Consider the following 13,959-nt stretch of genomic DNA (forward strand, 5'->3'; position numbering starts at 1 on the left):
TCACAGCGGCGCCGCCCCGTATCTGCGGACGGCCCAGATCAGCACCGGGCCGCCGAGGAACGCGGTCACGATGGCGACCGGCACCTCCCCGGTCGGCAGCAGGACCCGGGAACCGACGTCCGCGGCCAGCATCAGGACCGGGCCGAGCAGCGCGGCGAACGCGATCAGCCACGGGATCGACGCACCGGCCACCCGCCGCGCCAGATGCGGCACGATCAGCCCGACGAACAGGATCGGCCCGGCCAGCGCGGTCGCCGCGCCCGCCATCAGCGTGATCAGCAGCAGGGTGACCGCCCGGACGCGGGCGACGTTCGCGCCGAGGGTGTGCGCGACCGTCTCGCCGAGCGCGATGGCGTTCAGCTGACGGCTCACCGCGAACGCGCCCAGCAGGGACAGGCCGATGATGACCAGTGGCACGGTGGTCGGGGCCTGTTCGCGCCCGGCCAGCGAACCCACCGACCAGAACCGGTAGACGTCGAAGGTCTCCGGGAACAGCAGCCGCAGGCCGAGGGTGAGTCCCAGCAGCACGGCGCTCAACGCGGTCCCGGCGAGCACCAGGCGCAGCGGCGACCGGCGGCCGACCGCGTACACCAGCACCGAAGCCCCGGCCGCGCCCAGCACCGCCAGGCCCAGTTCGGCGGGTGCCGAGGCGGCGACGCCGAACGCCGAACCCACCGCGATGGCGAACCCGGCGCCCGCGGTCACGCCGAGCACTCCGGGTTCGGCCAAAGCGTTGCGGGACAAGGCCTGCACGAGCACTCCCCCGACCGCCAGTGCCGCGCCGACCCCGATCGCCAGCACCGCCCTCGGCGCCCGGATGTCCAGGACCACCGCCCGGTCACCCGGATTCCCGGCGCCCAGCAGGGCGCGCACGACCTCGCCGGGGGCGATGGCGTGCGCGCCGATGCCGACGCTCAGCACGGCGACCACGAGGAGCCCGAGCAGTGCAGCGCCGAGCAGCGCGGACCGCCCGGTGGTGGTCACTGCTTGAGCAGCGGCGCGAACGCCTGGTCGACGGCGTCCAAAGTGGACGTCGCGGCCCGGTAGGTGGCGGCCTCGGTGTAGCGGAACGGGTAGACCTTGCCCGCCTTCACCGCGGGGAGTTCCTTCCACAGCGGCGAGTCGAGGACGTACTTGACCGGCGCGGGCACCGCGCCGTCGGCGCTGACCGAGTAGGTGATCGCGTCGGCCTGGGCGAACGCGGTCGAGAGTTCTTCGATCGACGGGTACTCGCTGACGTCCTTGGAGCCGCCGCCCTTGACCTTGACCTGGCCGTAGTAGGTGGCGCCGATGTCCTGTGCGACGTTGGTGCCCCAGGAACCGTTGAACTCGCGCTGGAAGTTGCCCTTGGCGACCTCACCGTAGGCACCGACGTGGCCGAGCTTCAGCTGCGGCAGCACGGCCTTGTACTTCTCGGCCAGTCCCTTGGCCTTGGTCTCGTAGGCGGTCTTGATCGCGTCGAACCCGGCGGCCGCACCGGCGGCGTCGGCCTGCTTGCGGGACAGCTCACGCCACATCGACGGCACCGACGGGCCGATCGCCACGACCGGCGCGATGGCTTCGAGCCGCTTGAGGTCGATGTCGGCGAGCACCGGCTTCGGCACGCCGATGACGATGAGGTCCGGATCGGCCTGCGCGATCGCCTCGTAGTTGGTCTCGGACGCGGATTCACCCGCGACCTTCGCCAGCTCGTCGTACTTCTTGCGCTCCTGCTCGTTGAACAGCGGGATCCCGCGCTTCCAGCTGGACACCCCGACCAGCGGCGCCCCCGCCTCGAGCAGGGCGGGCACGGCGTAGCCGGTGGCGATGACCCGCTTCGGCGAGACCGGGATGGTGATCTGCCCGTTGTCGGCGGCGAACACGCGGGTCTGGCCGCCGTCGGCGGCCTTGCCGTCTTCGCCGGAACCGCAGGCGGTCGCCGCGGTGACGACGGTGAGGGCGAGCGCTATCGCTCCGGTGAGACGGCGGGTTCTGGTGGTGCGCATGGATTTCCTCGTTCTTCGGGGGGTGGGTCAGTGGGAGTGGTCGTGGTCGTGGTCGTGGTCGTCGTCGAAGTCCGCGACTCCGCGTTTCCAGTAGCCGGTCACGTCGTGGTCGTCCTTGCCGAGACCGAGCTCGTTCTTGAGCCAGCGGCGCAAGGGTTTGATCTGCCCGGCTTCCCCGGCGACCCAGGCGTAGAGCCGTTGTCCCGCCGGGACTTCGATCGTCTGGACCGCGCGGGCGAGCATGTCGGAGGACCCCGCCGGGACGTCGCCGCGGTGCAGCCAGTGCACTTCGACGTCTTCGGGCGCGGACAGCTCGATCTCCTCGCTCGCGCCGGTGACCTCGATGAACGCCCAGCCCGCGGCGGTGCGGGGCAGTTCTTCGAGCCAGCGCGCGATCGCGGGCAGCGCGGTGAGGTCGCCGGCGAGCAGGTAGCGGTCGTAGGTGTGCGGCACGATCAGCCCGCCCGGCGGACCGGCGACGTGCACCGGCGTACCCGGCGTGACGGCCTGGGCCCAGCCGGAACCGAGCCCGCCGTCGTGCAGCGCGACGTCGAGGTCGAGTTCCCCGGAAACCGGGTCGTACCGGCGGACCGTGTACTCGCGCGACGTCGGCGACGGCTTCGGCCACCGCAGCATGTCGCCGTCCGGTACCGGCAGCCTCGGCTCGGGATCCAGCTCGGGGAACAGGACCTTCACGTGCTCGTCCGGGGAATGCGCCTCGAATCCGGCCGTCCCGTCCCCGCCGAGCGTGACGCGGAGCAGCCCGGAGCCGATCATCGCGGTGCGCACGACTTCGGCCCGGCGGACGCGGATCGGATAGGGCACCTTCTCCGCGTGCTGACCGCCTCGGACCTCGGCGATGCGTTCGAGGTGCCGGTGCCGGTGGTCGGCGCGGCTCACGGGGTGTTCCCGGACAGGATCTTCGTCCAGTGGCCCAGATTCGGCTGCTCGGCGAGGTCGGCGTACTCGAGGGTGTCCGCGCCTTCGGAGCGCCACTGCTCGACCAGGCCCATGATCCGCATCGAGTCGAGGCCGAGGTCGGTCAGCTCGGTTTCCGGCGTCAGCTCGGCCGGATCGCAGCCGAGCAGTTCCGCGATGTCCGACCGGATCTTGTCTGGGGTGAGACTCATTTACCGCGCTCCGGCGTGGATCGGGGCCAGCGCGGCGAGCGCGGCGGCCGTGGTGGTCAGTGCGCCGCAACGCTGAGCGACGTACTCGCAGGCCTGGTCGTGGCGTTCGCGGGAGAAGTCCGCGACCGCGTCACCGACCAGGAACGGCCGGATGTCGCGCATGAACGCCTCGACGGCGGTGGCCTGGCAGCCGATATGCGCGTAGACGCCGGTGATCAGCAGCTGATCCCGGCCCGCCTCGGCGAGCTGTTCGGTGAAGGTGCTGCGCTGGAACGCGCTGTAGCGCCACTTGGTCAGCACCGTGTCGCCCGGTTTCGGGGCGAGTTCGTCGACGACGTCGGCGGCGGCGGGGTCGTCGTCGATGACCGCGCCGATGCCGTCGCCCCAGAACTCGGTGAGCAGCCCGCGGTCCTCGGCGGCCTGGTAGCCGGGCTGCGCTGTGTAGAACACCGGCACTCCCGCGGCGCGGGCGGCGTCGGCCAGTGCGGCGATGTTCGCGACCATTTCCGGGATCGGCGCACCTTCGTAGGGCGCGAGGAAGTACCGCTGCGCGTCGTGCACCAGGAGCGCGGCGCGGGCGGGGTCGGGTTTCCAGCCGACCCGTCCGGCGGGCAGCTCGGCCTCCGTCGGGAGGGGGTACGGCTGGATCTTAGGCAGTGACACGTTCACTTCTCCTTCGCCAGGGCGGCCAGTGCCGCCCGCAGCTCGCGTTTGCTGGTCTTTCCGACGCCGGTCACCGGGAACTGCGGCACCACCTGGACCAGATCCGGCACCTTGAACGCCGCCACCCCGCGTTCGCGCACGAACCGGCGCAGTTCCGCCGCGCCGGGTTCGGCACCGGCCGCGGGTACGACGTAGGCGCAGGTGCGCTCGCCCAGGTACGGGTCCGGCACCGCGACGACGGCGGCGTCGAGTACGCCGGGGTGGGCCATCAGGTGGTTCTCGACCTCTTCGGCGGCCACCTTCTCGCCGCCGCGGTTGATCTGTTCCTTGGCCCGGCCGACCACTTCCAGATGCCCCGACGGATGCTGCCGCACCAGGTCTCCCGTGCGGTAGAAGCCGTCTTCGGTGAACGCGGTTTTGTTGTGCTCGGCGGCGCGGTAGTAGCCGCGGATCGTGTACGGGCCGCGGGTCAGCAGCGCGCCGACCTCACCCGGCGCGACGACATCGTCCGAAGTGGACAGTGGATCGGCCGGGTTCACCACACGGATCTCGTCGTCCGGCGAGATCGGCCGACCTTGCGTGGCGAGGACGTACTCGTCCGGATCGTCGAGCCGGGTGTAGCAGACCAGGCCCTCGGCCATGCCGAACACCTGCTGCAGACGGCAGCCCAGCGCCGGACCGATCTTCTCGGCCAGCTCGCGGGCGCATTTGGCGCCACCGACCAGCAGGACGTCCAAAGAGGACAGATCCCGGGTGGTCCTCGCGGCGGCCTGCGCCCACGCGGCGGCCAGCGGCGGCACGAGCCCGGTGATGGTCACGCCCTCGGCCTCGATCAGCCGGAACGCGGTGTCGGCGTCGGGACGCGGCGCGAACACCGTGGCCGCGCCCGCGTGCAGCGCGCCGAGCAGGCCCGGCGAGCTGAGCGGGAAGTTGTGCGCGACCGGCAACGCGGCCAGGTACACGCTTTCCGGGCGCAGTCCGCAGATCCGCGCGCTCTCCCGGACGCTGTAGAGGTAGTCGTCGTGGGTGCGCGGGATCAGCTTGGGCAGGCCGGTGCTCCCGCCGGAGAGCTGGAGGAACGCGACACCGGCGGGATCCGGATCCGGCAGGGCGCGAGGAGTGGCCGCTTCGAGCGCGGCGAACTCTTCCGTACCGACGACGAACACCTCCCGTACCGACGGGACTTCGGCCGCGACCGCGTGCGCCATGGCCGCGTGGCCGAACCGTTCGTGCTCGCCGACGGTCAGGATCGCCGCGGCCTCGCTCTGTTCCGCGAAGTGCCGCAGTTCGCTGGCCCGGTGCGCGGGCAGCGCGAACACCGGCAGCGCGCCGGCCCGCCACAGTCCGAAGACGACCGACGCGAACTCCGGCACGTTCGGCAGTTGCACGACGACCCGGTCGCCCGCCCGGATCCCGGCTCCGGTGAATCCGGCGGCGAGCCGGTGTGCCCGCTCGTCCAGTTCGGCGAAGGTCCAGCGCGCCGTCTCGCCGATCACGGCGGGACGTTCGGCGTAGGCCTCGGTGAGACTGGTGAGCAGCGCACCGAAGGTCTGGCCGCGCCAGTATCCCGATGCCCGGTACCGCGCGGCGGTTTCCGGCGGCCAGGGCACATGGTCGGGGTTCACGCCGCTCCCTCCAGCCCGAGCGCCCGCAGGAGCGTGCCGAACTTCGCGCCGGTTTCGGCGAGTTCGGCCTCGGGATCGGAACCCGCCACCACCCCGGCCCCGGCGAACAACCGCACGGTCCGGTCACGCACCTCGGCGCAGCGGATGGTCACCACCCATTCGCCGTCCCCGCTCGGATCGGTCCAGCCGACCAGCCCCGCGTAGTAGCCCCGGTCCTCCGGTTCGAGGGCCGCGATGGTGTCGCGGGCCAGCCCGGTCGGCACCCCGCAGACGGCGGGCGTGGGGTGCAGGGCTTCGGCCAGCCCGAGCGCGGACGAACCGGCGTCATCCGCGTCGGCGAGCCGTCCGCTGATCCGGGTCGACAGATGCCACATCGTGGGCGTGCCGATCACTTCGGGTTCGGCGGGTACGTGGAGGTCGGCACAGAACCGGCCCAGTACCTCGGCCACCTGCGCGGCGACGTGGGCGTGTTCGGCGCGGTCCTTTTCGGACGCCAGCAGCTCGCTGATCCGGCGGGCGTTCTCGGCGTCGTCCCCGGTACGCGGCCGGGAACCGGCCAGCGGGTTGGCCGTGACGATCCGGCCGCGCCGGGAGACCAGCAGTTCGGGACTCGCGCCGAGCAGGGTGCGCGTCGCGGGATCGCCGGGAGCGCTGACGTCGACGGCGAAGGCGTGCGCCGCCGGGTCGGCGTGCACGAGGCGGGCCAGCAGCCGCGGCACGGCGACAGGGGCGTCACCGGTGACGTCGAGACAGCGGGCCAGCACGATCTTGCGCAGGTCACCGTCGCGGATCTCGTCCAGTGCCTTGGCGACGGCGGTGGTGTAGACCTCTGGCGCGGGTCGCGGGGCCACCGACCACGTCTCGCCGAGCGGGGCCACCGGACCACCCGCCTTCGGTGGTCCTGCCCGGCGCACCACGGCGGGGACCACCAGACTGCTCGGCGCGTCGGGCCGGAACCCGATCGCACCGGCGACGACGGGCTCCGCCACTCCCGCCACGAGGGCGGCGTCCAGGATTTCGGCGGCGGCGCGGGCACGCCTGCCCGGCGCCGCGTGGACCGGCGAGTACACCCCGTCGGCGAGCAGTGATCCTCGCGCCGAGGAGTAATAGAACGAGCCGGGCAGGTACGCCGCCAGCAGATCGGCCGCCTGGTGGACCGGTCTCGGCCGGGGTGGTGCGGGTGAGGACACGACGGTATTCCCTTTCGCAAATATGCCTGACCAGGTAAGCGAGTCGACCCTAACTTTGGTTAGCCTAACCTAATCGTACGGATCCGAAAAGTCTTCGTTGCGTCATCGAGATCACCCGCGGAGCGTGGCGCCGCCGTCGACGTAGAGGTTCTGCATCGTGATGTGCCGCGCGCGATCGGAGGCCAGAAACAGAACGGCGTCGGCGATATCGGCGGGTTCGGCCATCCGGCCCAGCGGTATGCCGACCCGGTATTGCTCCGGATTTCCCGCTATGACACGATCCGCGCCGCTCTCGTCCGTCCACAGTAGACGTTGCATCTCGGTGTCGGTCGAACCGGGCGAGACGATGTTGCAGCGGATGCCGGAGCCGGCGAGTTCGAGACCGAGACAGCGGGTCAACATCGTCGCGGCGGCCTTTGAGGCGGCGTAGGCCGCCATTCCGGTCCTCGGGACACCCGCGGCGTTCGACCCGACCGTCACCAGCACCCCGCTCCGGCGGGGAAGCATGCGGCGGGAGATCTCGCGAAGCACCGTGAACACGCCGGTGGAGTTGACGGCGAAGGTCGCCGCCCAGTCCTCGTCACTGGTCTCGCACACCGACCCCGGTTTCAGCACGCCCGCGACGGACGCCCCGATCCCGATCGGCCCGAGTTCGCGTTCGACCTCGCCGACCACTCGCGCCACGGCCGCCGAATCCCCGACATCCGCGACGAACGAGGTCACGCCGTCGCGGGAGGGCCCTTCCGCCAGGTCCACCGCCGCCACGATCGCGCCCGCCCCGGCGAGCCCGTCCACGACGGCCGCCCCGATCCCGCGCGCGCCTCCGGTGACGAGCGCGACCTTGCCTTCGATCCCCTCCACGCCACAACCACCCCACGTCTGTGTGCTTAGCCTTGCCTAAGCTAGTCGGGTGATCCGGACAAAGCGAGGGACCGACACCGGTGATTCAGACCACTCGCGGCCTGAGTATCTGTGCGCTTGCCGCATCCCTGCTGGCGGATGACAGACTCGCCTACCCGCGATCAGCCGGACCGTCCACGAAGGAGCAGCCACCCCATGTCGCCCGTGCCCGCCGAAACCACCGCCGCGAGCACCCGGCGGCGATCAGCCCGCCTCGCCACCGAGGTGCTCGCCCCCTGGGTCTGGGTACTCCTGCTCCCGCTCGCCGTCGCCTGGCGGGTCACCTCGCATCATCTCGGCGAAACGCTGCTGTGGGGCCTGATCACCGGCGTCTTCGGCTCGATCCTGCCGATGGCGGTCATCGTCCGCGGCGCCAGGAAGGGCCAGTGGGACAGCCACCACGTCACCGACCGGGCCGGACGTGTGGTCCCCTTCGCCGCCTGCATCGGCTTTCTCGCCGTCGGCTTCGCCATCCTCATCATCGGCGACGCGCCCCGCGAACTGATCGCGCTCGCGGCCGCCGAACTCGTCTCCTTGATCGTCGCGGTGGCCATCACCTTCGGGCTCAAGTTCAAGGTGAGCATGCACGCGGCCGTCGCCGCCGGAGCCGTCGCCATCCTCGTCCAGGTTTACGGCCCCTGGCTCGCTCTTCTGCTACTCGGCGTGGGCTGGGTCTGCTGGTCCCGCGTCGAACTCAAGGACCACACCACGGCCGAAGTCACGGTCGGAACGCTCGTCGGGCTCTTCGTGGGCGGTGGCGCCTACGCGGCCCTCGCCGCCGTCCTCATGTGGTGAAGGTGATCCGCGGCGCCAGCGCCGCCAGGAAATCGGCCGCGTCGAAAACCTCCCCGGCCGAGACGACCCCGGTCGCTTTGGTCCGGCCGTCAAGCACCCGCTGGACGGCCTCCACCACCAGCGGCGCCGTGATCGCGTAGATGTCCTGGCCATGAGCGACGATCCGCCGCTCCTCCCCGCCGGACCGCACGACGACGTCGACCACGAAGGTCTGTGAGGACGGGCCGTCCGTGGCGCGTGACGGCGTCTCGGGGGTCACCACCTCGCGGGCCGCGTTCACCGTCATGTACGTGGTCACTTCGGGAATGTCGAGGTGATTCGGGACGGTGATGACGTCGGCCATCGTGAACTCGCCGAACACGGCACGGGTCCCGAGCGGCGCCGGGAAGTCCCAGTCCAGCTCCGGCAGCGCGTCGTCGCGGTGCTCGATCCGGCCGCCGGAGAACCGGATCCGTTGCCCGTTCCGGCGTTCCCGCGAAACCTTGCCCGCCGCACGGGTCCCTTCGGTCGGATGCCAGCTGCTCAGCGCGTAGGCGACGTGCGCCTCGTCGGCCGAGGTCCAGTCGCCCATCGCGGCGGTGACCATCAGGTCGCCGAGACCACCGAAGAACGCCATCGCCGGGATCACCGTCGCTCCCTCGGCCCTGTCACCGAAGTGCGCGAAGGTGTCGATGTTCGCTTCGAGTTCCGCGGCCACGTCGAGATACGGCACGCCCGCCCGCAGCGCCGCTTCGATCACCGGGGCGGCGGTGTCGGCGAACGGCCCGGCGGCGTTGATCACCGCGTCCGCACCCTCGAAGGCGCGGTCGAGCGAGGCCGGATCGTCGACCGAGGCCTGCCTGATCTCGAGGCCGGGCCAAGGCAGGGCACGCAGTTTGGCTTCGTCCCGGCCCACGGCCAGCACGCCGACTCCCCGCTCGCGCAACTCCGCCACCACGAACCGCCCGGTGTGCCCGTAAGCCCCGAACACCGCGACGTCATATCCCTTACCCATGGGGTTCTCCTGCCCTCGTTGATCCACTGTGGACCATCCTGCCGACGGGAACCGCCCATTGACAGTGTCTGGAACGCCGTCATGCGTACACTTTCGGACATGACCACGGTCGCCCTCGCCGCCACGGACGGAATGCTGCAGTTCGAGCTGGCCATCGCCCAGGAGGTCTTCGGCACGGGCCTGCCGGGGTTCACCGGTTCCTGGTACGCACTGACCGTCTGCGGCCCGGCGCCGGTGAAGGTCGGCCGGTTCCTCCTCGAACCGGACCACGACCTCGGCCTGCTCGCGCGCGCCGACACGGTCATCGTCCCCGGCTGGGCCGACCTCGACGTCGCCCCGCCCGCGGACCTCGTCGACGCCGTGCGCGCCGCCCACGAAGCGGGCGCGCGGGTGGCGTCCCTCTGCACGGGCGCGTTCGTGCTGGCCGCCGCCGGGCTCCTCGACGGCCGCCGCGCGACGACGCACTGGGCGCACACCGATCTGCTCGCCGCCCGGTATCCCCTGGTGGAGGTCGATCCGGACGTGCTCTACGTGGACAACGGCAGCGTGCTCACCTCGGCGGGCAAGGCGGCGGCGATGGACCTGTGCCTGCACCTGGTCCGCTCCGACCATGGTTCGGCGGTCGCGAACACCGTCGCCCGCCGACTGGTCGTCCCACCGCATCGCGCGGGCGGGCAGGCCCAGTTCGTCACCGCGCCGGTGCCCGCGCAGGACGGTCACCCGCTCGGCGACCTGCTCCCCTGGGTGACCGAACGGCTGGACCGGCCGCTGACCGTCGAAGATCTCGCCCGCCGCGCCAACATGAGTTCACGCAATCTGGCGCGGCACTTCCGGTCGGCGACCGGGACGACTCCGCTGCGCTGGCTGCTGACCCAGCGCATCCGCCGCGCGCAGGAACTGCTGGAGCGCACCGACGACAGCGTCGACGCCATCGCGGAGGCCACCGGCATGGGCACCGCCGCGACCTTGCGGCGGCATTTCAACCAGACCGTCGGGGTGCCGCCGGACAGCTACCGGCGCACCTTCCGCGCTCGGGCGGCTAGTGGATCCGTGCCGTGACCAGGTCCGCGACGGCCGCCATCCCGGCCTCGTTCGGGTGGTACGAAGCGCGTCCCGGCGCGGTCGCGTACCGCTCCATCCACGGAACCGCGGCACAGGCGTCGTGGTGCGCGCTCACCGCGGCGGCCGGGATGAGGGTCGCCCGCTCGGTGCGGGCCGCCCGCCGGGTCGCGGCCGCCAACCGGTCCGCGACTTCGCGTTCGAAGACCACTTGCTCCGGGGTGAGCGGAACCCCGTCGCAGGCGGGCGGCGTGCGCGGCACGATCGTCAGATAATCGACGACCAGCACCCGCGCCCGCGGCGCGCGCCGGTGGACGGCCGCGATGACGGCGCCGATCTTCTCGTGGACCGTGGTGAGTGCCGCGCGCATGGCGTTCTGGTCGACCTGACCGCAGTTCGCGCCGCCGGTGTTCTGGCAGCCGTAGGTGAAGAGGCTGCCGACGTAGCCGACGTCGTTGCCGCCGATGGTGACCGTCACGAGCCGGGTGTCCGGGGTGACCGCCTCGATCTGCGGCGGCTGCCCGGCCTGTCCGGTGGTGAGGATGTTCGCGGTGGTGGCACCGCTGCACGTGACGTCGGTGAGGGCGAGCCCGCGTTTCTCGGCGACGAGGCTCGCGTAGTTCTTCGCCGAACGTCCGCACGCGGCCGGTGTCCCGGGCTGTTGCGGCGGGATTCCCGGTCCAGCCGCGAAAGAACTACCCATGGCGACGTAACGGGCGGCATCGCCGGCCTGGGCCGTCGGTGTGGCCAGAAGAGCGAGCGCGACCGCGGCGACCACCGCGGCGGATATCCGCTTGACCATGTCGAACCCCTTATCTCGTGAAGGTGACCGGTTCCGATCCCGCGATGCCGTCGATGACACCGCCATGGAGCGCCCGCTTGAGCACCTTGCCCATCTCGTTGCGGGGCAACGCATCCAGGTAGCGCACCACCCGCGGCCGCTTGTGCGGCGAGAGCAGACCGGCCACGTGGTCGGCGAGTTCGTCGGCCGTCGGCTTGACGTCGGCGGGGACGATCCAGGCGACGATGCGCTCGCCGAGATCCTCGTCCGGCTCGCCGGTGACGGCCGCCTCGGCGACTCCGGGATGGTCCAGGAGCGCGTTCTCGATCTCGCCCGCGCCGATCTTGTAACCGCCGCTCTTGATGAGGTCGGTGGCGCGGCGGCCGACGATCCGCACATACCCGTCCGCGTCGCGCACGGCCATGTCGCCGGTACGGAACCAGCCGTCATGGAGTGCGGCTTCCGTGGCGTCCGGCCGGTTCAGGTAGCCGAGGAACAGATTCGGGCCCCGGACCTCGATCTCCCCCACCGTCTCACCGTCGGCGGCGTCGAACGGGACTCCGGAGTCGTCGACCAGCCGCAGTTCGACACCGGGCACCGGCGGGCCGACCGCGCCGGGCCGCCGCTCCCCCGAGACGCGGACACCGCAGTTCATCAGCGTCTCGGTCATGCCGTAGCGCTCGACCACGCGCTGCCCGGTCGCCGCGGCGATCCGCTCGTGATCGGTCGCGGGCAGGGCCGCGGAACCCGACACCAGCAGCCGCGCCGCGCCCACTCCGGCGGCGAGCGCGGGATCGGCTTCACAGTCGGCCGCCAGCCGGTGGTACATCGTCGGGACGCCGAAGAGCATCGTGCCGTCACCGGCGAGCTCCTTCGCCGCGGCTTCACTGCTGAAGCGCCCGAGGTGGTGCAGCGAACCTCCCCGCCGCAGCGGGCCGACGACGCCCAGGATCAGGCCGTGCACATGGAAAAGCGGGAGGGCGTGCACGAGGACGTCGGCGTCGGTCCAGTCCCAGATCTCGGCGAGCGCGTCGAGATTCGAGGCCACCGCCCGTCGCGGGAGCAGGACACCCTTCGGCGGGCCGGTGGTCCCGGAGGTGTAGATGACGAACGCCGGGGTCTCCGGATCGGGCTCGGCTCCTCGCCACGGCGTACCCGAGGCGTCCAGGTCGACGTCGATCCGCGGCAGCGCCCCGAGTTCCGCGGGCAGCACCGCGTCCGGCTCGGCCAGCACCAGATCCGGCGCGCTGTCGGCGACGATATGCGCCAGTTCGCGCGATCCGGCCTTCGGGTTGATCGGCACCACCGGGACTCCGGCGGTCAGCGCCGCGACGATCGCGACACACGTCCGGAGGGTCGGTGCCGCCCACACCGCGACCCGCGTGCGGCCGGCCAACCCGGTGGCCAGCGATCCCGCGACGGACGCGAGTTCGCCGTAGGTCAGGGATTCGGCACCGAACCGCAGGGCGACGCGGTCCTTCTTCCCGGCGAACAGCATGAGTCTCCTCCTCAGCCCCAGTCGGGCACGACGAACACGAGCCAGGCGATCAGCGGCACGACGGCCACCACGAGCGCCCCGTACACCAGCAGCTGTTTGAAGAACTTGTCGCGGTCGATGTCCTTCGCGTTGGCGAGGACGAGCGCGCCGTTGGTGGAGAAGGGGCTGACGTCCACCATCGTCGCCGAGACCGCGAGGGCGGCGATCATGCCGACCGGCCCGATCGTGCCCTGCGCCAGGAACGGCACGGCGAGCGGGATGAGCGCGCCCATCAGCCCGACCGACGACGCGAACGCCGAGACCACGCCGCCGATGTAGCACAGCAGAAGCGCGGCGAGCAGCGGGATCCCGACGGTGGTGACCGCGTTGCCCACGTAGTCGATGGTGCCGATCTCCTTCAGCACGGCGACATACGTCAGCACACCGCAGATCAGCAGGACGGTCGGCCAGGTGATCTCGGAGACGGCGGACCGGCTGGTCTTGGGCCAGACGACACTCAGCAGGACGGCGACGGTGATGGCGGTCAAGCCCGGGTCGAGGTCGAAGACCAAGGTGCCGACCACGAGCGCGATCAGCCCGATCAGCGTCACGATCTTGGGGCCGTCCAAGGGAATGCGCTGTTCGTGCGGCAGCGGTTCCTCGTCGGCCTCCTCGGTGCCGGAAGCCGCTCCGGCCGTCACGACCTGACGGCGCCGCAGTTTGGTCCCGCCGAGGACGACGAAGAGGACACCGGCGATGGCGAGGTTCATGAAGAGACTCGCCAGGAACAGCACCACGGGGCTGCTCGTGAGGTGGTTGCGCTCCACGATCCCGTTGACGATCGAGCCGTAGACACTGATCGGCGAGAATCCACCGCCCTGCGCGCCGTGCACCACCATCGCGCCCATGAGCAGCGGGCTGATCTTGTAACGGGCGGCGAAACCGAGCGCGATCGGCGCGACGATCGCGCAGGCCGCCGGGCTCACCGCGCCGATCGCGGTCAGCGCACCGGTGACCACGAACATCACCCACGGGATGAGCGCGATCCGGCCGCCGACGAGCCGGACGGCCGCGGCGACCAGCCAGTCGGTGGTGCCGTTGGCCCTGGCGATGGCGAACAGGTAGGTGACCCCCACCAGCACCACGAAGATGTCGCCGGGGAAACCGGCGAAGATGCCGTCAGTGTCCAGGCCGCCGGCGAGCGTGCCGACGAGGAACGCGCCGGCGAAGGCGAGCGCCCCCATGTTGACCGAGCGGGTCGTGGCGACGGCGAAGATCACCACGAGGACGAGGATCGAGATCAGCTGGGCGGACATGACCGTCCTCCTGACTCAGTGGACTAGTGGCTGAGCCACTTTCG

At 71.2% G+C, this 13,959-nt stretch carries 14 protein-coding genes; 2 read left to right on the plus strand and 12 right to left on the minus strand.

The features are described 5' to 3' along the window. The 8 genes from ACZ5ZX_RS29895 to dhbA all read right to left on the minus strand — a co-directional run bounded on the left by ACZ5ZX_RS29895 (window position 1) and on the right by dhbA (window position 7,454). Window positions 1-984 carry a FecCD family ABC transporter permease gene (locus tag ACZ5ZX_RS29895; protein WP_465329346.1) on the minus strand — a complete coding sequence of 328 codons (984 nt, stop codon included), beginning with the start codon at window positions 982-984 and terminating at the stop codon, window positions 1-3. Next, entirely contained in the window at window positions 981-1,985 is a 1,005-nt protein-coding gene (locus ACZ5ZX_RS29900; protein ID WP_037305337.1) for an ABC transporter substrate-binding protein, read from the minus strand. The genes ACZ5ZX_RS29895 and ACZ5ZX_RS29900 overlap by 4 nt, the downstream gene beginning before the upstream one ends. 27 nt (window positions 1,986-2,012) lie before the next feature. Next, window positions 2,013-2,885: a siderophore-interacting protein gene (locus ACZ5ZX_RS29905; protein ID WP_465505311.1), complete on the minus strand. Its 873-nt coding sequence runs from the start codon at window positions 2,883-2,885 to the stop codon at window positions 2,013-2,015. Further along, on the minus strand, window positions 2,882-3,115 hold the full coding sequence (locus ACZ5ZX_RS29910) for a phosphopantetheine-binding protein (protein ID WP_465505312.1): 234 nt from the start codon (window positions 3,113-3,115) through the stop codon (window positions 2,882-2,884). The genes ACZ5ZX_RS29905 and ACZ5ZX_RS29910 overlap by 4 nt, the downstream gene beginning before the upstream one ends. Beyond that, window positions 3,116-3,784 carry an isochorismatase family protein gene (locus ACZ5ZX_RS29915; RefSeq protein WP_465505313.1) on the minus strand — a complete coding sequence of 223 codons (669 nt, stop codon included), beginning with the start codon at window positions 3,782-3,784 and terminating at the stop codon, window positions 3,116-3,118. Next, window positions 3,781-5,403, minus strand: coding sequence for a (2,3-dihydroxybenzoyl)adenylate synthase (locus ACZ5ZX_RS29920; RefSeq protein WP_465505314.1), 1,623 nt, complete (start codon window positions 5,401-5,403; stop codon window positions 3,781-3,783). The genes ACZ5ZX_RS29915 and ACZ5ZX_RS29920 overlap by 4 nt, the downstream gene beginning before the upstream one ends. Next, window positions 5,400-6,593, minus strand: coding sequence for an isochorismate synthase (locus ACZ5ZX_RS29925; protein WP_465505315.1), 1,194 nt, complete (start codon window positions 6,591-6,593; stop codon window positions 5,400-5,402). The genes ACZ5ZX_RS29920 and ACZ5ZX_RS29925 overlap by 4 nt, the downstream gene beginning before the upstream one ends. Window positions 6,594-6,704: 111 nt before the next feature. Beyond that, window positions 6,705-7,454: a 2,3-dihydro-2,3-dihydroxybenzoate dehydrogenase gene (dhbA, locus tag ACZ5ZX_RS29930; protein ID WP_465505316.1), complete on the minus strand. Its 750-nt coding sequence runs from the start codon at window positions 7,452-7,454 to the stop codon at window positions 6,705-6,707. 195 nt (window positions 7,455-7,649) lie between these two features. On the opposite strand from dhbA, the gene ACZ5ZX_RS29935 reads away from it, so the two are divergent. Beyond that, window positions 7,650-8,288, plus strand: a complete 639-nt coding sequence (locus ACZ5ZX_RS29935) for a hypothetical protein (RefSeq protein ID WP_465505317.1) — start codon at window positions 7,650-7,652, stop codon at window positions 8,286-8,288. On the opposite strand, the gene ACZ5ZX_RS29940 is transcribed toward ACZ5ZX_RS29935, so the two are convergent. Further along, window positions 8,278-9,282: a saccharopine dehydrogenase family protein gene (locus tag ACZ5ZX_RS29940; protein WP_465505318.1), complete on the minus strand. Its 1,005-nt coding sequence runs from the start codon at window positions 9,280-9,282 to the stop codon at window positions 8,278-8,280. The two genes, ACZ5ZX_RS29935 and ACZ5ZX_RS29940, sit on opposite strands and share 11 nt — an antisense overlap. A 99-nt stretch (window positions 9,283-9,381) precedes the next feature. Here ACZ5ZX_RS29940 and ACZ5ZX_RS29945 point away from each other — a divergent pair, with 99 nt between their 5' ends. Then, entirely contained in the window at window positions 9,382-10,341 is a 960-nt protein-coding gene (locus ACZ5ZX_RS29945; protein WP_465505319.1) for a helix-turn-helix domain-containing protein, read from the plus strand. Here the strand turns inward: ACZ5ZX_RS29945 and ACZ5ZX_RS29950 are convergent. From ACZ5ZX_RS29950 to ACZ5ZX_RS29960, 3 genes are read right to left on the minus strand one after another with little or no spacing between them, the layout of a single operon-like run. Continuing rightward, window positions 10,322-11,143 (minus strand): SGNH/GDSL hydrolase family protein, encoded by an 822-nt coding sequence (locus ACZ5ZX_RS29950; protein ID WP_465505320.1) that lies wholly within the window; start codon window positions 11,141-11,143, stop codon window positions 10,322-10,324. The two genes, ACZ5ZX_RS29945 and ACZ5ZX_RS29950, sit on opposite strands and share 20 nt — an antisense overlap. Before the next feature lie 10 nt (window positions 11,144-11,153). Next, on the minus strand, window positions 11,154-12,620 hold the full coding sequence (locus ACZ5ZX_RS29955; RefSeq protein ID WP_465505321.1) for an acyl-CoA synthetase: 1,467 nt from the start codon (window positions 12,618-12,620) through the stop codon (window positions 11,154-11,156). An 11-nt stretch (window positions 12,621-12,631) separates the two neighbouring features. Beyond that, window positions 12,632-13,915 carry an SLC13 family permease gene (locus ACZ5ZX_RS29960; protein WP_465505322.1) on the minus strand — a complete coding sequence of 428 codons (1,284 nt, stop codon included), beginning with the start codon at window positions 13,913-13,915 and terminating at the stop codon, window positions 12,632-12,634. Window positions 13,916-13,959 lie beyond the last annotated feature (44 nt).

This window comes from Amycolatopsis sp. NPDC033938, from assembly GCF_055575975.1.